The following is a 22895-nucleotide window of genomic DNA, read 5'->3' as shown; positions in this document are numbered from 1 at the left end:
TTAACTTACGAACCAGCTCGGAAATCATCAGTGGCGTGTGGGGTTGAAGCTGACGCACTGGAGTTGGTTTTTTGGCAAGATGAGCGTGTACCAAGTCCATCGGATCGCTGCAACCAAATGGTAATTGTCCCGTCAATAGTTCGTAAAAGGTCGCCCCTAATGCATAAAAATCGCTCCGGTAGTCGATTCCCCGGTTCATCCGTCCGGTTTGCTCTGGAGCCATATATGCTAGCGTACCCTCTAGCAAATTGGTATGTTTAATTTCTTGAGTTTCTCTAGGTAATAGGGACGAGATTCTAAAATCAATCAGTTTAACGTGGTGCGTTTCGGGGTGAATGAGGATATTAGTCGGTTTAATATCTTTATGGATCGTGCGATGAAGATATAATCCTTCTAATGCTTCGGCGATTTGAATGGCAATTTTCAGGAAGATCGTTAGCGTTTGGTTACTTTCCCCAAACGCGCCCGATTGCCGTAAAAAAGATTTTAATGAAATACCGCCAAAATCCTCTAGAATCAGAGCGTAGGAATTTTGATACGGTACCAATGCTAGCGTTTTAATCAGATTGGGCAGATCGAAGTTTTTACCAATTTCGTATTGGTGGCGCAATTGGAGCAGTTCGTTAAAACTAGGGAAGGGATTGCGTAAGATTTCGATCGTGACTGGATAGAGGTCGCGATCTCTCACGCCCCGATAGATCGAGGTACGATTCCCTACATAAATTTCGTCAGTGATGCTGTATCCAGGTAAATAGACGATTGCCTTCACGATCTTAGTCCCCAATGTATAACGACACTCAAGATGGCTCAAGTTAAGCGATTAGCCGCTTTATATCCACATCATACGAGCCGATTTGCGGACTAGCTGTAATCTAGATCATCTAAGGCTAACGTGTATAAACAAGTAGAAATTAGCTTCGTTTTCGCTATTGCTCTACCCCCCTTTATAAGGCTACCGTGTATACACAAGTCTGAAGCCTCAGTCAAATCTCAGTTTGTGTGCCCCCCAACCCCCAATTCTGGGGGAAGCTCGTCTCTAGAAAGTCCCCCAGAATTGGGGGATTTAGGGGGCAAGTAAGCTAGAAACGAAGCCAGCTAAACTTGTGTATACACGGTAGCTTTATAAGGGGGGACAATTCCTGGCTCCCTCCCCTTATAAAGGGGAGGGCTGGGGTGGGGTAAAGGGATTACGCAGCAACTCAAATAACTTGTCGGTACGCGGTAGCCTTATAAAGGGGGACGAAGACTCTACAAAGGTTTTTGAGCGATAATTAGATCGCGTACCCCAGTTTCCTGCTTGAAACAAAATCTCACATCTACAAATCCCGATCGATCCAGAATAGATGCGATCTCAGACGGGGTAAAATTGTCACCTTGCATCGCTAATAACATGCATAGAGACAGGATTGCAGGTTGCATCAGACCTGTTTTTGTTTCATCGAATAAGGTTTCACTTACTAGCAATAACCCACCTGGTTTGAGTAAATTGCGAGCATGATGTAAAATTTGCACTCCTTCAGTTGCGCCCCAATCGGCTAGTATCCCAGACAAAATCACCGCATCTGCTAATTCGAGCTGCTGGCTCAGATCGTTAAGAATACTCCCCTGGATACACTCTAACTGATGTTCGAGGCTGAGATCGTCAATCCGCCGTTGCAAGAAGTCACAGGCGATCGGCAGATCGACCATTGTGAGTGTCAGATGAGGAACCGCTTGAGCTAATTCGATCGAAATCTGTCCTCCACCCGCGCCTAAATCGATAACTCGATCGATCTTGCTAAAGTCTACGCTGGTAGCTAGCGCGGTGCCAATTCCCACGCTAGAACGATTCATTGCTTCAAGAAAGATAAAATATTCTTCAGGCTGCTTGGCTAATTCAGAATAGTAATTATCGACAGGAGCAGATTTGGCGAACTGTTGTTTGCCACTTTTGATGACTGCGGTGAGATTGCCAAATAAGTCATAACAACGTTTGTGAAAGAGCAAAGAACTAGTCATGCTCTGAGGACTTTTTTCGGTCAAAAATGTCGTCGCTACTGATGTATTTTGGTATTTACCCTCGCTGTCACATTGTAATAGACCCATCGCAGTTAACGCGATCGTCAGACGTTTTAAGGCATCTGGAGCAACTTGAATCTCAGCAGCAATTCGATCGCAGGTTTTAGCTCCATCGACTAAACAATCGAAGACATTCAGTTCCACCGCACTCAATAAAATAGACGAAAGTGCGTAGCTACTCCCGATCGATTCCAGCTTATCTGCATTGGCAACACTATTGCCAATCGAGTTAAAGCCAAAATTTTGGGAAGCTATGGGCTGAATTTCGTCTGTCATGTTATTTAAGAATACATTTTGTTGTAGATAGTCAAAGTCTGCTCGATTAGGCGAGAACTTGTCTGCTGTGAGTAAGTTTTACAACACTCTCAATCAATTGCTGACACTCTTCTTCTGTATTGCAGGGGTGGGGGGAAACTCGGATACCTAAGTTAGAACGCGTATCTACATCGATGCCTAATTCTGCCAGCTCTTGTACTATAATTTCTGCACGATCGACACCCAAACAGATCGATCCCCCACGCTGCTCGTGAGATCGTGGTGTGTGAACTGGAATACCATTGCGATCGGCACAATTTATCAGATGAGTTGTTAGCTGGACATTGCGCTGATGAATGCGATCGATTCCTACATCTAGCGCAAATTGTAATCCCGCCCGTGAGGTATAAAGTGGCTCGATCGATGGCGTACCTTGTTGAAAACGTCTCGCACCCGGAGCAGGTACGAAAGTCTCAGCAAATGCTGTCGGCTGAAGGTGGGCAAACCAGCCAGGATATATTGGTTCGAGTCGCTCTGCTAGCGACGGGCGGACATAGGCAAATGCCAGCCCGACACCCCCACAGAGCCACTTGTGCGTGCCACCAACGACGATATCGGCATCTAGCGCGGTGACATCGATCGGGATGGTACCGATGGCTTGATAGGCATCTAATACCACGATCGCGCCAGCCGCACGCGCCGCTGCAATAATGGGTTGGATATCCAGGCGGGCACTATTGAGGTAGGAGACGAGCGATACAGCCACAATTGCTACTCGCTCGTCGATTTTTGCCACTACATCGGCAGCGGCGATCTGCATTCCATCAGCGGCGGCGACTTCGACAATCTCAAACCCGCGCAAGGCTTGAGATGTCCACAGATAGCGACATGAGGGAAAATCTAGCGAGCTAATAACTATCCGATCGCGATTGACAGTCGGTTGGATTGTTGCCGCGATCGCCGCTTGAGCCGCAGTGGCACTGGGCGCAAGGGAGATCGAACCAGTTGGTGCGTTGAGTAATGTTTCAATTAAATGAAACATTTCCTCATATCGCTCTAGCCAGAGTGGTAAAGCCCGTCTGCCCATGTATAAGCTCTGGGTATACGCTTGCAGATCCACAAATGCTGCCTGCGGTAATGGCCCTAGCGAGTGCGTCCCTAGATAATTCCGATCTTCGAGCAGCGGAAAATGTGGGCGGAGCTGCGTAAAATCCAAACCTTGCATGACAATTATTCTGATAAAAGGCTATTTAAGATCGTGTTTAACAAAAACAGAGTCGGTATAATCGGTCTAGAAATTGCCATGACGCGAGCCGAGTCTTTTCTGCACCTTGTTTTGCCGCGATCGTTCCTAGTTCTGAATCAGCAAGAAAACGAGCGAGAATTAAAGCTTCATCGGCATGATCGATCTCGATTTCTTCATGCATGGTCAGCCAAGCAATTTTAGAAAGCTCTATATTTGTCTTCCGAAATTCTTGTCCCAAGCATAGATCGAACTGCTTGCCATGAATTTCCATTAAAATTGCAGCACCGACTCCTTCATAACAATTGGAATCGAAATAAATTGCCTCTAAATTTTGGCTGTATTCCCGACCGGGAGTGAGCATTTCTTCAGTGAAAGACTCCATTTTCCAAGCATCAATTCCAGCGATCAATCGATCGAACAGTTTTCTGTGGACGGCATTGATGTTACCATTTCCCAGTTCTTCATTTAACTGTTTAGTCAGAATACAACGAATTTTTTCATCATCAACTCGACCGACAACGTTAGCCAGTAGGCGCGTGAAATGCGTCACAACACCCTCACGCACATTCATAAATAACAACCAAATATGTGCTGGATTAACAGCCTCCCGTTGTAGTCGTTGCAAGAAAGGGTGATGAGCTACTGTATATTCTTCATAATAATGAACCATTTCTGCCAGCGAACGCGACGATCGTGCTGGTTGTACCGCATTCATTTTTCGTGGAGGTCGAACTGCATTTACTTCTGGGTTGAGGTACAGCGTTACTCGTCTTTGCTGTTTGTCCCTGCGTAATGAAGTGTAAGAATGCATCCCCACTCCTGCTTCTAACTTACGTTTAGTCAACGCGTCGATCGCTGAGTTATAGATGGAGACAGGCAACCCACGTTCGATAAAATATAGATCGATCCGATTGCAGACCGCACGATCGTCTGTCGCGTAGTTAGAAATTGGTAAGTGTAGCGTGCTACTAGAAGGAATAGCATCATCTCCGACAACCCAAGAGAAGGCTGAAATTGCTGACTTGGCAGTAAATGAGGTTTGACCTGGTGCCATGGCTTGGCAAAATTCGATCGCATCGCCCGGTACATAGTTACGAGCGGCACTCAGGGCAGATTCGAGCGCGGCTGGGGTCGCATCTTGGTGGCGGATATAAACTTTGACTCGCGCTTGGGTATCGGCTGCGAGATCGAGTGAAAAGTAGGCAAATTCGTCTTTATCGGGGCCGCGTTGCGCTGCGGTTTCGGCTAATGTCGGCCACGCGTGGGTAAAACCAAGTCGCACGAGCGATTCTTCGACGATCGCCGCAGCTCGGCTCGATTCCTGGGCGTGAGGGTTGAGATAAAGTTTGAAGGATGGTGGTTTGTCGGGATAGAAGCAAATTGCGTGCCACATCGAGAATTTGGCTTCTGGATTGGTGGGGGTGTAGAGATCGGCAATCTGCTCGAAGCGATCGAGGCTGACGTTAAAATGCTGGGCGATGTACTGGTTGAGTTCGAGTCCGGCTTGCCAGTTGGTGTACAGATCTGGTGCTGTACCCTGGGCTTCAATTAAGACTCGCAGTTCTGCGCGATCGGGTGCTAATGCTAGCGAAAATTCAAAGGGGGCGCAATCGTCAGAAACATCGGATTTCCAGGTTGATGTTTCGCCGACTCGACGATCTCCCCATGAGGTGGTTAGGTTCTGAAAAATCTCGGTAATTCGATCGATTTGTCCGCCCAATCCAACGGCGTTAGCGAGTGCGGTTAATTTTTCTACTCCACACTCAATATAAGTTTGGTTGGGTACCAATCGTTCTACATCGAATCCTATTTGCCCATTCTTCTCGATCGCATGGTGCTTTTCCAAGGGCAATATCTCAGCATTGGAGATATTTTTGGATGAACCGATTTGCTTTTCTACCGTAGAGATGTTTTCAGCATTGTCCATGATAAATCCCCAATTATTAGGTGTGTATTTTTATATTTATTTGTAAAAATACTTTTGATAATCTTAGCATGGCAATATACAATTCGATACACTTGTTGTTTTTAGCACAACAGCATACGGAATTTTGTAGTTAATAAAGTTTAATTCAAGGCTCGACCTATAAATCTAGAACCTTTCGCAGAAAAGAGCTTTGCAAACTTTAGTCTAAATATTCAATCGAGAGATGCGTGTATAAAATGTATGCCATCATTCGATTGGACATATATGTGTATGGATATATATTTGGTTAGAATTACTCAATTGCAATATTTAGATAGTGCTAAAACGATCGGGTTAAAAATTAATGTAGCAATTGTCACAAAGAATAGTTTAGCTCCAAAATTGAGCGAGAAATAGATCGACTCGATCTTTATTGATGATGCACAAAAGATCGGATCGCAGATTAATGTGGCGATCGTCACAGACACAACATTTATTATCGAGTCGATCGAATTAAAATTTGTCCGGGTGGCTTATCTGCCGTTTACTAGTGTGTCGATCGTCGCGACGAGTTGACTGAGCTTGACAGGTTTAGTGAGATAGCGATCGGCACCAGCATCGAGGCATTTCTGACGATCGGGAGGTGAGGCTAAAGCTGTCAGGGCAATAATCGGAATGTTGGCACACTCAGGGATTTGGCGGAGGCGGGCGATCGCCTCAAAGCCATTGAGATCGGGCATCTGAATATCCATTAAAATAATATCCGGCTGGTGCGATCGGGCAAGAGCGATCGCTTGCGCTCCATTTTCCGCCTCGACTGGGCGATAACCACGACTTTCTAAATAGCCTGTCATGGTTTCCATATTGGCGGGGTTATCTTCGGCAATCAGGATGACGGGGTGTTGTTTGATGACGTTAGAGGGGAGGGCATCGCTGATTGGGGGTGGAGATTGGGGCAATAATATGGGGGGCAAGATTCTCGCGTCGAGAGGCTTCTCTTCTCTCCGAGACGCTTCTGCTAAGGCAGAGGCTTCGCCAACGCGAACGAGAGGCTTCTCTTCGAGAGGCTTCGCCAACGCCAACGCCAACGGTTCGCCAGTATGACAAAAGGGCATCGAGACTGTAAAGCAACTGCCAAGATCGACCTGAGTGCGAACACCAACGCTACCCCCGTGCATTTCGGCAATCCGCTTGACTAGTGCCAAGCCCAATCCCGTCCCGGCATACTGGCGATTGAGACTGCTATCGATCTGGACGAAGGGTTGGAACAGTTGACTCAGATGTTCGGGTTTAATGCCAATGCCCGTATCGATAACCGAGAAGGCAATTTGCCAGGGCACTGCGGCGGTGGCTGGTTGTTGCGGCGGGAATGCCCGATCGAGTAGGGGGATAAATGCGGGGTCTGTGCCCTTGAATCGCTCGTCTGGCAGTGGGGTGGTAATTTGGACTAAACGCACGTCTAGGGTAATTCGACCGCCTTGGGGGGTAAATTTGACGGCATTGCCGAGTAAATCGTGGAGGACTTGCCGAAAGCGGCGATCGTCTACCTGAATGTTGGCATGTTTGAGGTAATCGGGGAGTTCTAGCCGCAGTTTAAGTTGTTTTTTGAGGGCGATTTCTTTGACGAGCAGCAGGCTATTGTGGCAAAGGTTGGTAACAGAGACATCGGTAGTTTCGAGCTGGAAGTTATTGGCTGCCATCGTGGACAAATCGAGGATATTCTCGATTAGGGATAGAAGCTGTTTGCCACTTTTAGAGATGGTGGCGATCGCACTGCGCTGGCGATCGGTGATGGAGCCAAAAATCTCGTCGTGTAAGCCTTCTGACATCCCCAGCACGGCATTGAGCGGGGTGCGAAGTTCGTGGCTCATATTGGCTAAAAACTCATCTTTGAGCCGGGTAGCGCGGGCGAGTTCTTGGTTGCTCTGGAGTAATTGGGTTTCGGCTTGCTGTTTTTCGGTGAGTTCTTGTTGTAGCCGCTCGAATAAGCTGGCTTGTTGGATGGCGATCGCCAGTTGATCGGCAATTTGTTGGAGTAATTGGGCTTCGGCATCTTGCCAGTCTCGCTGGGTACTACAGGTATGGACGCTAATTAGTCCCCATAATTGGACGCGATCGCTAGGATCGAGCCAGTACTGAGTATCACTATCGTTAGAGCGCAGCAAAATTGGGGCGACAATTTTAGACTTAGATCCAGCCATCCGCGCCCATTCTGGCCATTTCATCGACCAGACATCTTGTGCTACATCTTCCACGATCCGGGGTTGCCCCAGCAGATAAAATTCAATCTCTTGGTTACTTAGTGGTTCGCGGGACAAGTTCAGATCTAAGAGTGGGGTGTATGTAGATGCTACAACTTCGGCAACCGCCCGCAGCTTGAGATCGATCGGGCTAATTTGACAGACGATCGCCCGATCGACCATCATTAAATCTTTGACTTGCGCGGTGGCGGTAGTGAGAATATCGTTAATATTTAATGAATTGCGAATTTGTTGGGCGATACTGCCTAATGTCCGCTGCTGTCTGAGTTTGAGGGCGATCGCTTCTTCGGCTCGCCAGCGAATTTCTAGTTCTAATTGAACTTTTTTATAGAGGGTGGCTTGTTGAATGGCGATGCCGATTTGTTCGGCAATGTGTTTGATAAAATTAATCTCGTTTTCTTGCCAAGTGCGTGGTGCAGCGCAATGATGGATGCACACTAACCCCCATAAGTTGGGGCCATTAAATAATGGTACGACTAAATTTGCCCGGACTTGAAATTGAGCTAATACCCGAACTTCACAATCGAGTAATCCCGCCGCGTGGATATCTTCGACAGCATTAATTTTATCTTGTTGGTAGAACCAGGCTAATTTGTTGCTAAAGCCCGGATCGTGAATTTTTGCACCCAGAATCGATTCAAATCGATCGCCAACAGCTTCAGCGACAAATTCGCCGCGATCGAAGTTAAAATCAGCATCAAATTTAAAAATTCCGACGCGATCTGTGGCTAAAAATTGACGAATTTCTTGGGCTGCTGTCTCAAAAATGGTCGGTAAATCTAGCGATTTCCGAATTCGCTGCGTCATTTCTCGCAACACAAATTCGCGTTCGATTTGTTGCGCGATGGTGCGTTCGGTTTGCAGCCGCATCGCCTCATCATGTTTGGCTGCACTGACATCGAGATGGATCCCGTTGGCGCGATACGGACGATCGAGATCGTCCCGTTGGACTAAACCATAGACTTTAATAAACTTGATGTTACCGTCGGGATGGATGACGCGGTATTCTAGTTCAAATTCTGTCTCGCAGAATAAAACTTGCCCGATTTTTGCCTCAGCAGCTTGGCGATCTTCGGGGTGAAGACACGCGCTCCAATTAGTGTAGGTTAAGGTGCGATGCTCTGCTGCTGTTGGCGTTAAGCCTGCCGTAGGTAAGGTACGATCGATCCCAAATAGTTCGTAAGTACGATCGTCCCAAATTAGAGCATCGTTGATAATATCCCATTCCCAACAGCCGACTGCTGCCGATTTGAGCGATAGTGACAATCGTTCTGAAAGTCTTTTTAATTCGGTTTCGGATTCTTGAATATCTAACGTGCTATTTTCTAGGAGTTCGGCTTTTTCGGCTTCAGATTGCTCCAATTGGGATGCTAATGTTTCCGCCACTCGATATTGAAGCAATTCGGATGTTAATATTCCGACTAAGCGATCGCGATCGTCAACGACTGGTAAATGGCTCAGAGAATGACTTTGGACGAGATCGATCGCGATCGATAGATCTGTAAAAGCCGCTAGTCTGAGCGTCACTGAATTGGCACCGATCGCCTCCTCGATCGTTAGCTTGTCAAGATCTCGCCGTGTGGCACAAAGCCGCACCACATCGCCTGCGGTTAGTAAGCCAATGTAGTGTTCTCGATCGACAATTGCCACACAACTGGCGCACGCCTGGATTTGTAATCTTACTAATTGACTCGCAGCGGTTGAAGACAAACCCGCCACGTCAATATCGTTCATCAGTGCGATCGCCGAAATCGCGCTCGTGTCGGGGGTTACAATAATGGGATTGCGAAAAATCGCATCACTCGGTTCGGACTTGCTAAGGAATGAAACAGAGTCGAGCATTTGTTTGGTGAAGATCTGCTGTTTCTATAATGCCCTCGATCGGACTGAAAATTAAGGGAGATGAGAGTAAGAAGTAAGAAGTAAGGAGTAAGAAGTAAGAAGGATTAAAAATCTATTCTCCCCGTCTCCCCGTCTCCCGTCTCCCCGTCTCCCCATCTCCCAGTCTCCCCGTCTCCGAACTCCCATCTCCCATCTCCCATCTCCCATCTCCCATCTCCCATCTCCTCCTGTTAACTCGATCGAAAAAATGGGCATTCTAGAGGATATATAGGGAGCAAATTCAGATGAGCAGCTATTCGATCCTTGTTGTTGATGACGAACCAGATAACTTTGATGTGATTGAGACACTGCTGCCTAGTGAAAGCTACAGGCTACATTATGCCAACTGTGGTGAAAATGCGATCGAGTGCTTGGATAAATTCAACCCCGATTTAATTTTGCTGGATGTGATGATGCCCGGTATTAATGGCTTTGAGGCGTGTCGGCGAATTAAGCTGATGTCGCAATGGCAAGGCGTCCCGATTGTGATGGTGACAGCTTTATCTGGCAAAGAAGACTTAGCACGGTGTCTAGCCGCAGGTGCCGACGATTTCATTCATAAGCCTGTAAATGGCTTAGAATTGCGGGCGCGAGTCAACTCAATGTTACGGATTAAGAAACAGCACGATCGCATTCAATCTTTTTCTAAGCTTCAGCGCAATAATATTCATTCTTTAGCTAATAATTTAAATGAGATTCGGTTAGATCTAGCAATTGGTTTTCCGGCTGAATTTAATGCACCATTAAATATTATTTCAGAGAATATCAAGCACCTAACCGATCGGATCGAAACGATTAGTCCGACTACCCTGGTAATTTTAGAATCTAGCGATATCGCTGTGCGGCAATTACGGCGATTGACAGAGAAATTTTGGTTCTACTTACAACTAACGCTAGAAACACCAGAAACTAATCGTCCTGAAACTTTGATTCCTAAGCCAGTTTTCAATCGAATCTTAGCAACTAAATTTGCTGGATTATCTAAAACTGACGTAGTTTGTGAGATTGAAGATGCACAATTGGCAGTTAATTCAGAACATTTTAATTGGATTGCTACTGAATTAATCGAATGTATCTCGGTAGATTCTCACGTAAAAATTCATGGTGAAGTCATGGACAACTCTTTTCATATATCCTTGTCGATTCACACGAATAAGGCGGCGAATTCGATGGATTTAGACCTAGAAATGTCTAGATTAATTGAATTCAATTCATCAGATGATGAAGACAAAGAATTAGAAATAGGTTTGAAAATTGTCAAGAAAATTGTTGAGATTTATGATGGAATCTTTTTGATGTCTGGTAGCGTTGGCGAATCCGCAACTTTTTACCTGACTTTACCACTAGCCACAAATAGCTTATCTGAAATTGATACATATTTAGCCGTACCTACGTTCAAACAAATTTAGTGGATAGTGGATAGTGGATAGTGAATTATGCGTTCTTTGGCTGTGCCTAAGTCAAGCACCTTTTTAAGACAGTGGATAGTAAAAATAGCGAGTATATTTATTCGGATCTTGCACCAGTATGTAATAAACGATTCTCCGGAGGAGACACTCCGTGAACGAAACTAGGCTCAAAACTTAGTCCTAATTACTAGAACTATCCACTATCCACTATTCACTAAACAAGCGATCGTGAAATCATCTAGTACCTATCCATCTCAAGTTATCGCCCGCAGCGATACACCTGAAGCTTTATGCTATAGTATTCTGGACATTTTAGGTGAAGGAGGTAGCGGTGTAACTTACCGCGCGCTCGACACTAAAAATCAGCAACTTGTCGCACTTAAAGCTTTATCTTTACATCAGATCGATGACTGGAAAGCGATCGAACTATTCGAGCGTGAAGCTAAAATTCTTAGTACGCTCGATCGCGATGGCATTCCTAAATATCTCGATTACTTTACCACAGATCTCAATGGCGATCGGTATTTTTATATCGTTCAAGAATTAGCACCGGGTAAAAACCTTTTAGAATGGATGCGCTCTGGTTGGCGGGTAAGTGAAGCCGAAGTTAAAACTATTGCCATTCAAATTCTCGAAATCTTAATTTATCTCCACCGTCATTATCCACCGATCGTCCATCGCGATCTCAAGCCGAGTAATATTATTAAAACCGAGGATGGCAAAATCTTCCTCGTCGATTTTGGAGCCGTACAACAAACCTATCATGATACCTTCCTCAGAGGCAGTACAGTCGTCGGTACTTACGGTTATATGGCTCCCGAACAATTTCGCGGGCAAGCCGTACCAGCGACGGATTTATATGGCTTAGGTGCGACTATTTTACATCTCCTGACGCATCGATCGCCAGCCGAAATTCCGCAAGATGGTTTGCGCTTAAATTTTCGCGACAGGTTGCAAGTATCGAGTAGTTTTGCCGACTGGTTAGAGCGGATGCTAGAGCCAGATGTCGGCAGTAGATTTAGCTCTTCGACTAAGGCTTTAGAAGTTCTGAAAACTCCACCTAAATCTAAATCTAAACCAAAATTTAGTACGCTCGATCGCACCTTAATTGGTATGACTGGGTTGATGGTGTTAGCAGCGATCTTTTGGACGCTAGATCGATCTAAATACACCTTATTAAGCATGGCTGGCTTTATATCTAACGAGCCATTTAAAGCCATGTCAGAACGTCCGAGTGTCGATCGGCTAAAATATTATCTAGATCGCGGCTTCAATGTCAATACTCTCGATATAAATCGTCGATCGCTGATGTATCATGCAATCCAAAACGATCTGCCAGATGTAGTTGTATTTTTAATCGATCGTGGCGCAGATATTAGCGATTCAGCTAACCTCATCCAACAACAAGAAGACAAATTAAAAAGTATCCGCGAAAGCAAAAAAATCGCAGAAGAAATGCTCGACAAAGGGTATGTTGCAAACAGAGGCAAATTAAAGCAGGAAAACGAAGAACGGTTGAGACATGAGGAAGAGATAATAAGTAATACCTCTATCAATAATATTGCTTATTATGCGATCGTTAAAAATAGAATTGCGGTACTCAAGGTTCTAATCGATCGAGGTGTCAAGATCGATCGAATTTATCCAGATGAAAATAGATTATCATTTTTACATTTAGCCAGCGTTCATCAAGATGGTGAAATAGTTAAATTATTACTCGATCGAGGTGTCGATCCAAATATCAAAGATAGTTTCGGTTGTACGCCATTACATACAGCGATCGTTCGTAATTTAATGCCATATGCTCCCAGGCTATCTAGCTATATTAATAGTATTAATGCTGCTAATGATTCTATTTCAAAGCAATCGGTTGTTTATTTAGCTAGTGCTGGAGCAAAATCAAACACAACATGTCGTCTGAATAATGAAGGTTATCGATATGCCGATACACAAGATAGATCGACAGCGATCCCATCTCTAATTAGATCGAAGTATCGTCTTTATTATCCACAAGATATTACTGACAGAACAACACCCGCCAATTTATTATTATTGTTCGATATTACAGATATTAATTTTGATGCATATCCTCAATCCAAATAAATTATAGTTAAGGCAGTAAAGTGAAATGCATCAATCCGAACAAGTTTTAAACGATCGCTATCAAATCCTCCATATACTAGGACAAGGTGGAATTGCCACTACTTATGCTGCCAAAGATATCGAAACCGATGTAACTGTCGCGATTAAAGTCATGTCTTTGCGGCGCGCGCAAGACTGGAAAGCGATCGAACTATTCGAGCGTGAAGCCAAGATCCTCGCCCAATTAAACCATCCGGCTATTCCCCAATATTTAGACTACTTCCAAATCGATACCGAACGCGATCGAGAGTTTTATATCGTTCAATCTTTAGCTCCAGGTACGCCATTATCGACATTAATAGAGCGCGGTTGGGAACCAGAAGTAAAAGAAGTCGAATATATTGCCGCCCAAGTCCTCGAAATTCTTAACTACCTGCATCGACTCGCACCGCCAGTCATTCATCGCGATATTAAGCCCCAAAACCTGATTAAAAGTGTCGAAGGTAAAATTTCGCTCGTCGATTTTGGAGCGGTACAAGATACATATCATCAAACCGTAACTGGTGGCAGCACGGTAGTCGGTACTTACGGTTATATGGCTCCCGAACAGTTTCGCGGGCAGGCATTTTTAAGCACCGATTTATATGGATTAGCCACAACATTATTATTTTTATTAACGCGAGCCGATCCGAGTTGTTTACCACATAAACAGTTAAAAATCAACTTTAGATCGACCCTGAAATTACCCAATAAATTCGCCGATTGGCTCGATCGAATGCTCGAACCGACAGTCGAACAAAGATTTACAACTGCGATCGAAGCTCTAGCCGTACTTCAAGGATTGCAGAAACTTCCGCCTTCAATTGCTAATAATCGTCCGCGTAAGCCCAAAGACAGTCCGATTCGACTCATTGCCGATGAAACAGTATTAACTATTAGTATTCCCGCCGTAAAATTTAGGACTGCTCGCTCTCAGCAATTATCATTGCTAGCAACAATGATGAATTTTATCCTCGCCGTGGCAATTTATTTTATTACCACCTTATCATTCTCGATCGAACCATTGCGATTGTGTTTATTTATTATCGTTGGATGCTCGTATACAATTTCGTCACTGTGGATGTGTAAATATGCGATTTATGGTAACTACTCGCGAGTTCAACTAGAAATATCTGGCAACCGCTTTCAACTCAAGCGGTGGTTGTTTGGCAACTTAATTTATAACGTTACCGATAGTATTCAAAACATCAAAATTTCTACAAATAACCGCATATCGGTTTTACCATTCGATCGACAGCGCGTGAGAATTACGATCTTTGGTAAGCCCAGTATCTTATTGCCACTCACTCAATTTTTAGGCAGTTTTTTTCACAATCAAGCTACCTTTATACCACTAATTAAATGGCTTATAGACCATACTCCACTCGATCGAGTTAAAATAGATCTAGATAATCGTCAGTATGCATTAGCCTTACTATTAAATCTACCCGAAAATCAGTGGTTGGCGAGCGAATTGAGTATATTTCTCGATCGAGCCTTGCGCCGCCAACAACTCTATCGCGAAGCATTAGATCGGTTAGCAGTCAGCGAAGAATTTGGGAACGGAGCTGTGCCTAATTAGAGCTATATTCTTTCCTCGCAATTTCTAATCTAGCTTAACCGAGCTTCGTCAATTACCGCTTTGCATAAGCAATTAATGAAACGCCCAAAAACACAATTATCTGTCTTGTCTCGCTTCTATGCTCCTCCACTCTCCGCAGAGCGAGCCGCAATTCTCAATTCTCAATTAATTTACCAATCCAATTACTCAACACGGGATTGACTAATTCGGGAGCTTCATCTTGAGGACAATGACCGACATCAGGGAGTTCAATAAATTCATCAATCGTAGACACATCCATTAATTCGCGCCCTAAAGCAATCGGTTCCCACGGATCGGCAGCACCCCAAATCGCGATCGCAGGGCATGATAATTGGGGTAATAAATCTTCTGGTAATGGCCCCCAAGAATAAGCAGTAAACTTCAAGAAAACATCTGCTGCGCCTGCATCGGCGGCTGGAGCCATCAAGATATCAATTAATTCTTCGCTGACTGCTTCAGGGCGATGGTAGGCTTGCAAGAGAATATTCCGCACGACTTTGCGCTGGGCTAATTGCTTGAAAAAGAAATTACCGATCGCTGGTATAGTGAGGATAGACTGGAGAACTGGTGCGCCCCAGCGACGATACAAGGGCATTTGAGCCAGTTTGCGATCGTGTAATAGTCGCAACGAACAATTGAGTAAGGCAACACCCGTAACAAATTCTGGATTGGTAACAGCAGCTTGCAGCGCGACGATACAACCGATCGAATTACCGACTAGAATTGTCGGAGTGCCAATTATTTCTCGACAAAAATCGACTACCTGCGCCGCCCAGGTTTCAAAGGTATACTCAATTTCGGCTCCTGGTGTTGGTTTTGCCGAAGCCCCAAAGCCGATTAAATCGATCGCATAACATCGACAATTCTCGGCTAATACCGGAATATTTTTGCGCCAATGTCCGACGGAAGCTCCAAAGCCGTGAATTAGTAGCACAGGCGCGCCTGTATCGCCAGCAGTCTGATAATTAATCTGATGTCCGCGCCACATCCAGGTAGTATTTGCAGTCGGTGTAGCGATCGCAGTCATATCGATTTTGGATTTTGGATTTTGGATTAACAGCTCTATAAAATAAAGTTGTTAGTTTCCGCGTATTCTAACGCGATTCTCGTAGGAGAGCAGCCGCACCAAAGACACCATTATCGGATCTAACTTAACTTGGCTCGGAATGAGTCAAAGCAATAATACGAAGGATATAATAAGTACGAGTATCCACCCAAACTCCTTACTCCTTACTCCCCCATGTCCCCAACCGTCAGCCTCATTCGCGCCACATCCTACGAATCAGCAAAACTCCGCGAGTCGGTAGAAGCTGTACTCGCTCCACTAGGTGGAATTAGTGCTTTTGTCAAACCAGGAGATCGCGTCTTACTCAAGCCTAACCTCCTGACTGGTGCGCGTCCGACTAAAGAATGCGTAACTCGTCCCGAATTAGTCAGATGTGTCGCCGAATTAGTAATTGAAGCTGGCGGAAAGCCATTTTTCGGCGATAGTCCCGCCTTTGGGAGTGCGATGGGAGTAGCTAAATCTAATGGTTATTTGCCAATGATGGCGGAATTAGATTTACCCGTGGTTGAGTTTCATGGCAAACGTTACGAAACAGCTAGTACCGAGTTTAACCATTTACTACTGAGTAAAGAAGCGATCGAAGCCGATGTGGTAATTAATTTACCCAAAGTCAAGTCTCACATGCAACTTACCATGACTTTAGGTGTCAAAAATCTCTTTGGTTGCGTCCCTGGGAAAATGAAAGCCTGGTGGCACATGGAAGCAGGTAAAAGTGCCGAGAGATTTGGCGAGATGCTGGTGGAAACAGCGCGCGCAATTAGCCCAAATTTGACCATTATCGATGGTATTATCGGACATGAAGGAAATGGCCCCAGCGGTGGCGAACCCCGCGAATTGGGCGTGCTAGGTGCCGCTGCGGATGTATTCGCGCTCGATGTGGCAATGTTAGAAGTTTTGAATGTCGAGGCGCACTTGGTACCGACGGCGGCTGCGGCGCAAAGATTGGGTTTAGCTCCGGCGTTGGAGTCAATCGAGTTTCCACTGTTGCGTCCGGTAGATTTGAGCTGTAGCGATTGGAAGTTACCTGAAGCCTTAATGCCGATCGATTTTGCCCTTCCTCGCGTGATTAAATCTACTTTCCGCCATCTGTATATTCGGTTAATTAAAGAACCAATGTCAGCTTATAAAAAATAGACATCCTCTTAGCTGAATTTGAATTGGCGTGCAAACTATTCTTCTATTCCTTCTACCATCTTTTTGATTTTTACTGCCTTTTCAAAATGGTCTAGTTGATGAGTTTTAATCCACCACTCAGCCGCCTCCATGAGTAGTTCTGGATCTTTATTCTTATTTTCAAAAAAAGCATAAAAGGATAATCCGACATTCTCTCCTTTCCGTTCGATCTGAAGATCGCAAACTTCAATGATTTTTTGTTTTAAAGATATTCGCATAACGGTCTTTTTAGAGCAGGTGGTTATTTCTAGATAGAAAATCCTTGTCGAATCGATCGGATTCTTGTAATATAAAAGTACCATTAAATCGAGATCGTTGGCATAGCCTACCGGAGGTAATCGTGACACCTGAAATCCGCACCCGCACCGAACAACTCCGCGTCAAACTCCAGTCGGCTGGCTACGCTTACTACGTCCTCGACAATCCAGTCATGAAAGATGCCGTGTATGACAGGTTGTATCGGGAGTTGCAAGATTTAGAGAGCCAATATCCCGAACTAGTCACACCCGATAGTCCCACTCAGCGCGTGGGCGAACGTCCGGCGGCGGGCTTTGTATCAGTCAAGCATAATATCTCCTTATACAGCCTCGAAAATGCTTTTGACATGACCGAATTTGCCAAATGGGAAGCAGGTTGGCAGCGGAATCTGGGCAGTAAAGAGAGTGCCGAATACGTGTGCGAATTGAAGATCGATGGTTCGGCGATCGCACTTACATACGAGAATGGATTATTAGTGCGCGGTGCGACTCGTGGCGATGGCGATACGGGGGAAGATATTACCCAAAATGTCAAAACGATTCGATCGATTCCACTCAAGCTAAACCTCGAAAATCCACCGCCAGTAGTCGAAGTGCGGGGTGAGGCGTTTTTACCGATAGCTGTGTTCGAGCAACTCAACCAAGAGCGCGAAAAAGCAGGCGAACAACTCCTCGCCAATCCCCGGAATGCCGCCGCTGGAGCATTGCGCCAATTAGACCCCAAAATGGTCGCCCAACGCAAATTAGATTTCTTTGCTTACACGCTACATTTACCTACTCAAGCCGAGCTGCATCGCCACTCCGAATCGCTAGAATTACTCGAACGGATGGGCTTTAAAGTCAACCCCAATCGCACGCTCTGTCCGAATTTAGCAGCAGTCGGCGCGTATTACGATCGCTGGAATACCGATCGGTTAAACTTAGCTTACATGACCGATGGCGTGGTTGTAAAAATCAACGATATTGCCCTCCAACAAGAATTAGGCTTTACCAACAAATTCCCCCGCTGGGCGGTAGCTCTGAAATATCCCGCCGAAGAAGCTCCCACACGCGTGCTAGACATCAGTGTAAATGTGGGCAGAACGGGGGCAATTACGCCCTTGGCGCACCTCCAACCAGTCCAATTAGGAGGCACTACCGTACAGCGGGCAACGCTTCATAATGGCGATCTCATCAACGAATTAGATATCAGAATTGGCGATACAGTCATCGTTTGCAAAGCTGGCGAAATTATTCCCAAGGTCGTGCGGGTATTGACAGATTTGCGCCCGCCTGGTACTTTAGCTTTTAAAATGCCGACTAATTGCCCCGTTTGCAATTCAGTTGTAGTCAAGTCGGAAAAGGAAGCGGTATTGCGTTGTAATAATCCTAGTTGTGCGGCAATTCTCAAGGGTTCATTGGTGCATTGGGTAAGTCGCGATGCGCTGGATATTAATGGTGTCGGCGAAAAGTTAATCGAGCAATTAGTCGATCGCCAATTTGTCAATTCGGTTGCCGATTTATACGATCTAACTGTTGCCAAATTAATGACATTAGAACGGATGGGCGAGAAATCAGCAACTAAAACGATCGATGGAATTGCGGCTTCTAAATCGCGCCCGTGGTCGCGGGTATTATATGGTTTGGGAATCAGACAAATTGGCAATAATGGCGCAAATATTATCACCGAAAGATTCCCTTCGATCGAGCTATTATTGCAAGCATCGATCGCCGATCTGCAAGATATCCGAGATGTCGGATTAGAAACCGCTCAATCTGTCTATAATTGGCTCAAACAACCAGAGAATATCGCCTTAGTCGATCGACTCAAAGCAGCGGGTTTACAATTCGAGCGGTCTTTAGAAGCTGCTAATAACAATCTGCTCAGTCAAATTCTCGCTGAAAAAACCTTTGTTATTACTGGCACCTTGCCCACATTAAAACGCGATGAAGCTAAAGAATTAATTCAGCATCATGGTGGTAAAGTTTCGGATTCAATTAGTGCCAAGACTGACTACTTATTGGCAGGTGAAAAAGCTGGATCGAAATTGGCTAAGGCAGAAAAATTAGGGGTTAAGGTGATATCTGAAGCGGAATTGCTAGAGTTAACCGCTCAAAGCTAGGTGCTTGCAATTTGGAATAGTAAAGGCGGAGTCTCTAAAACTACCAACACCATTATTGAATATTGCTACATTATTCCCTATCCTCTATTCCCTGTACCTGAATGCCTTCGGGATGTTCGATCGAGAATTGATAGGTGATTTCGGTTTTTTTATTTGCTGGTAAATCCAGATTCCAGACTAATCTGCCTAATTCGCCTAGTTGAATTTGCGGATCGATCTTCATTAATTTGACTTTAATTTGTTCGGTGCGACTGTGGGGAATCAGATCGCTAATTTGAATGTGAGTGGGCGCGTTGAGTAAATTAGTTACACTCAACCGATATGCATAAGTAATCCGGCGATTGCCAGACAGGAAAGTTTTATCGACTTGGCGTTCGGTTAATTCTCGATCGATCTTAATTCCTTCATCGATGCCTAAATTAAGTTTAAATTCTTGCCCCGGTGAGACATTTTCTAAATTGCTGGCACCGACAAACACATCGTCGCGAAAAATATTTGCCTTACCTGGTAATAAAGTCGCCCCGTCGGTACGATTTTTGGCTTTGGCTTGTAAATAAGCAAAACTCACCAATTTCGGCATCGCAATATACTCGAATTGGCACGGAAAATTATCGTTAAAAATGGTTGCTTTGTGGGGATTGCCATCGCTGGGAATATTACCACCACCGCCTAGTTGAAAGGTAACAATACTGCCCTGTTGGGTAACTTCTGCGACAACGTTTTCGGCTGCATATTCTTCAAGCGGTTCTTCCATCCGCTCGAACGCCGCCCTTGTAACCATTGCGGGTGCAGCAGCGGATATTTCCATCATTTCTGCCGATTTAAATTTCATACTTCTTTGCCGCATCATTATCGGTGCGGTTGCATCGATATACCAAGGATCTAATTTTGGCGGGAGGGTGCCCAATCCTGGCTTGGCGGTGGAGAGAATCAGATTGATATTCGCCCAATCTTCACCTGTGGTTTGAACGATTTCGGCGAGATAATTGAGCTGGATGGTTTGACTGGTACTTTGAACGCGCAGATCGTAGAGTGGCATCCAGTATGCGCGATCGACTACATAGCTCAATTCTAGTTCAAAGTCGCCCTCACCCGCAGGTTCGACGGCGACAGTAATTTCAAAACTTTCTTTACTGTAAGGAGTCTCCACTTCTTCTAGTTGCAGTCGCAGGCTCTGAAGTTGCTTATCGATTTGTTGCTGCTGTTGGCGCAAATCTTCCCCTGCAAAGGCGTATTCGGTAGTTTTGGCACCAATAAAGTCGAGGAAGTTTTGGGTGTCTTCTAGCCCCATTTGCTGGCGGGCGAGACTGCGAGAAAATGACTCTTGGGTTTTCTCGCGCAAGCCTTGAATGAAGTTGGATTGCAGCTTAGTAGTGTCGATTTGCGCCTGGAAACGCCGTTTTTCGGCTCCCAATCGATCGATTTCGGCTGTCAGTTGGGCAATGCGATCGGCAACGGGTTCGGTGGTATATTGACGATCGACGGTGACTCCCTGTAGTTTAACAGCGACGCTCCCTTTACCCCCAACCCGCACTGATTCGGGATCGAGGGTAGTCGGTAAGTTACTAACGATTAATTCTCGTTCGGTTCCGGTAAGCTGAATTTGCCCTCGGCGGGTGACTAAAGCGCGATCGGTGTAGACTGTGACTGCGGTAATTTGAGTATCGATCTTCATTTGGGGACTGGGGGACTGGGGGACGGGGGGACGGGGAGACTGGGAGACTGCGGGACGAGGGGACTGAAAGAATTTATTACTCCTTACTTCTTACTCCTTACGCCTTATTATCGACATCGATCGAATTTGAAGTTACCCTTGTAAATGAAGCGATGAACTGTCTCCTGAATCAAATTGATGGCGAACATTTCCAGATCGGAATTTATTTACGTAAATAGTAGCTCTAACGATCTGACGCGAATAGATTCAGATTCGTTAACTAGTGTCGCCGCCGAGCGTAAGACGATCGAACAATTATTAGCCATCGGGACGGCATTATCTGACTGTCTCAATTTAACAGAATTACTCGACCTAATTTTATCTAAAAGTCGTGAAATTACCTGTAGCGACGCGGGTAGCGTCTATTTAATCGATCGCAGTCATGGTGAACCCAAGTTAATATTTAGTGCGGCGCAAAATGACTCTCACCCCAACGTTTATTTTAAATCGACTAGTATTCCCCTCAATCTCGAAAGCTTGGCGGGTTATGTAGCAACTACCGGAGAAAGTCTGAATATTCCCGATGCTTACGCACTTTCCGAACATTATCCTTACAAGTTCGATCGACATTTCGATCGAGAATTCGACTATCGTACCGTCTCGGTGTTGGTATTGCCGATGCAAAATCGCGATGGCGAAACTATCGGCGTGCTGCAATTGATCGATCGTAAACTTAAAGCCGATCTCCAGATTACACCAGAAAATGCCCTCTCGATTACCCAACCTTATTCCGACTGGGAACGCCAAATCGTCCGCTCGCTAGCTTCCCAAGCCGCAATTTCGATCGAGCGCAACCAGCTTTTAGAAAGTATCGAAGCACTATTCGCCGGATTTATCACCGCTTCGGTACAAGTCATCGAAAGCCGAGATCCGACTACAGCCGGACATTCCGAGCGCGTCGCCAAACTCAGCGTGCGGCTGAGTGAGGAAGTAAATAGTGTCGAATCGGGAATCTTAAAATCAATCCGATTTAGCGATCTGCAACTCCAAGAAATTCGTTATGCTGCATTATTGCATGACTTTGGGAAAATTAGTATTCCTGAAGCGATCGTCCAAAAAGGCAACAAACTTTATCCCCATCAACTTACCGAACTCAATTATCGGTTTAATTTACTCAGGCGGACGTGGGAATTAGAATTTGCCGAACAAAAATTTAATTACTTACTCAATCCCCCGCTAGAACTTCAGCATCAAGCGGGCGATAATTGTCTCCACTGCGGTTATTTGCAACAGCTAGATTTAGAATTGAGTGCTAAACTCGATCGATTGCAATCTGATTGGGAATTATTAAATCAATTAAATCGCCCCAATGTGATTCTTTCGCCAGAATTTGCCGATAAATTAGATGCGATCGTTACAGATTTGCAAACATTAGCCAAATATACCTATCGAGATCTCGACGGTAATTTACAGCCCCTACTCACCCCCGCCGAAATCGAACAACTCCTCATTCCCAGAGGTTCGCTCACCGCCGCCGAACGCTTAGTTGTCGAATCGCACGTTAGCCACACTTACGATTTCTTGCGGAAAATTCCCTGGACTAAACAGCTCCAAAATGTGCCCAAAATTGCTGGCAATCACCACGAGAAATTAGATGGTAGCGGCTACCCCCAAGGCTTAATTGGTGCGGAAATTCCGATCCAATCGCAAATTATGACAATCGCCGATATTTATGATGCTCTCACTGCCAGCGATCGACCTTACAAACCACGTTTGTCGATCGATCGTACCTTCGCTATTTTGTACCAAGAAGCCGCCGCAGGCAAGCTCGATCGGCATTTGTTAGAATTATTCGAGCAGCGTCAAGTTTACTCGGTTTTAGGCGATTTAAGTCCCCATTGAA

Annotated in this window: 15 protein-coding genes; 7 read left to right on the top strand and 8 right to left on the bottom strand. The window is 45.3% G+C overall.

Annotation, left to right across the window (positions count from 1 at the left end):
• The 4 genes from RMO79_RS21895 to RMO79_RS21880 form a co-directional block, all read right to left on the bottom strand.
• The coding region (locus tag RMO79_RS21895; protein ID WP_310485383.1) for a serine/threonine-protein kinase at positions 1–769 on the bottom strand (769 nt) is incomplete at its 3' end.
• A gap of 479 nt (positions 770–1248) precedes the next feature.
• Positions 1249–2334, bottom strand: a complete 1086-nt coding sequence (locus tag RMO79_RS21890; RefSeq protein ID WP_310485382.1) for a methyltransferase — start codon at positions 2332–2334, stop codon at positions 1249–1251.
• Positions 2335–2380: 46 nt separating this feature from the next.
• Positions 2381–3538 (bottom strand): aminotransferase class V-fold PLP-dependent enzyme, encoded by a 1158-nt coding sequence (locus RMO79_RS21885; protein ID WP_310485381.1) that lies wholly within the window; start codon positions 3536–3538, stop codon positions 2381–2383.
• A gap of 37 nt (positions 3539–3575) precedes the next feature.
• Entirely contained in the window at positions 3576–5486 is a 1911-nt protein-coding gene (locus tag RMO79_RS21880) for an iron-containing redox enzyme family protein (RefSeq protein WP_310485380.1), read from the bottom strand.
• 240 nt (positions 5487–5726) lie between these two features.
• On the opposite strand from RMO79_RS21880, the gene RMO79_RS21875 reads away from it, so the two are divergent.
• Complete coding sequence (locus RMO79_RS21875) at positions 5727–5882, top strand: hypothetical protein (RefSeq protein ID WP_310485378.1); 156 nt, start codon at positions 5727–5729, stop codon at positions 5880–5882.
• Positions 5883–5998: 116 nt separating this feature from the next.
• Here the strand turns inward: RMO79_RS21875 and RMO79_RS21870 are convergent, their stop codons facing one another.
• Positions 5999–9568 carry a GAF domain-containing protein gene (locus tag RMO79_RS21870; RefSeq protein WP_310485377.1) on the bottom strand — a complete coding sequence of 1190 codons (3570 nt, stop codon included), beginning with the start codon at positions 9566–9568 and terminating at the stop codon, positions 5999–6001.
• 284 nt (positions 9569–9852) lie between these two features.
• Here RMO79_RS21870 and RMO79_RS21865 point away from each other — a divergent pair, with 284 nt between their 5' ends.
• From RMO79_RS21865 to RMO79_RS21855, 3 genes are all read left to right on the top strand, one after another.
• The gene (locus tag RMO79_RS21865; RefSeq protein WP_310485376.1) at positions 9853–11016 is read left to right on the top strand and encodes a response regulator; all 1164 of its coding nucleotides are present in this window, start codon (positions 9853–9855) and stop codon (positions 11014–11016) included.
• A 228-nt stretch (positions 11017–11244) separates the two neighbouring features.
• The gene (locus RMO79_RS21860) at positions 11245–13119 is read left to right on the top strand and encodes a protein kinase domain-containing protein (protein ID WP_310485375.1); all 1875 of its coding nucleotides are present in this window, start codon (positions 11245–11247) and stop codon (positions 13117–13119) included.
• Between the two features lie 25 nt (positions 13120–13144).
• A complete protein-coding gene (locus RMO79_RS21855; RefSeq protein WP_310485374.1) occupies positions 13145–14719 on the top strand; it encodes a serine/threonine-protein kinase in 1575 nt (524 codons plus the stop codon).
• Between the two features lie 154 nt (positions 14720–14873).
• Here the strand turns inward: RMO79_RS21855 and RMO79_RS21850 are convergent, their stop codons facing one another.
• Positions 14874–15767 (bottom strand): alpha/beta fold hydrolase, encoded by an 894-nt coding sequence (locus RMO79_RS21850; protein ID WP_310485373.1) that lies wholly within the window; start codon positions 15765–15767, stop codon positions 14874–14876.
• Positions 15768–15980: 213 nt separating this feature from the next.
• Between RMO79_RS21850 and RMO79_RS21845 the strand changes: the two genes are divergently transcribed.
• A complete protein-coding gene (locus tag RMO79_RS21845; RefSeq protein ID WP_310485372.1) occupies positions 15981–16940 on the top strand; it encodes a DUF362 domain-containing protein in 960 nt (319 codons plus the stop codon).
• Positions 16941–16975: 35 nt separating this feature from the next.
• Here RMO79_RS21845 and RMO79_RS24680 read toward each other — a convergent pair whose 3' ends face one another.
• Positions 16976–17197, bottom strand: a complete 222-nt coding sequence (locus tag RMO79_RS24680; RefSeq protein WP_396136657.1) for a DUF6500 family protein — start codon at positions 17195–17197, stop codon at positions 16976–16978.
• Positions 17198–17319: 122 nt separating this feature from the next.
• Here RMO79_RS24680 and ligA point away from each other — a divergent pair, with 122 nt between their 5' ends.
• Entirely contained in the window at positions 17320–19338 is a 2019-nt protein-coding gene (gene ligA, locus RMO79_RS21835) for an NAD-dependent DNA ligase LigA (protein ID WP_310485370.1), read from the top strand.
• 70 nt (positions 19339–19408) lie between these two features.
• Here ligA and RMO79_RS21830 read toward each other — a convergent pair whose 3' ends face one another.
• On the bottom strand, positions 19409–21013 hold the full coding sequence (locus RMO79_RS21830; RefSeq protein ID WP_310485369.1) for a mucoidy inhibitor MuiA family protein: 1605 nt from the start codon (positions 21011–21013) through the stop codon (positions 19409–19411).
• A gap of 177 nt (positions 21014–21190) precedes the next feature.
• Between RMO79_RS21830 and RMO79_RS21825 the strand changes: the two genes are divergently transcribed.
• Complete coding sequence (locus RMO79_RS21825; protein WP_310485367.1) at positions 21191–22894, top strand: HD domain-containing phosphohydrolase; 1704 nt, start codon at positions 21191–21193, stop codon at positions 22892–22894.
• The last annotated feature ends 1 nt before the right edge of the window (position 22895 follow it).

The organism is Chamaesiphon sp. VAR_48_metabat_403 (genome assembly GCF_031422475.1).
Taxonomy (GTDB): Bacteria; Cyanobacteriota; Cyanobacteriia; order Cyanobacteriales; family Chamaesiphonaceae; genus Chamaesiphon.
The sequence above is the reverse complement of the archived record's forward strand: the minus strand, read 5'-3'. Positions and strand labels throughout refer to the sequence as shown.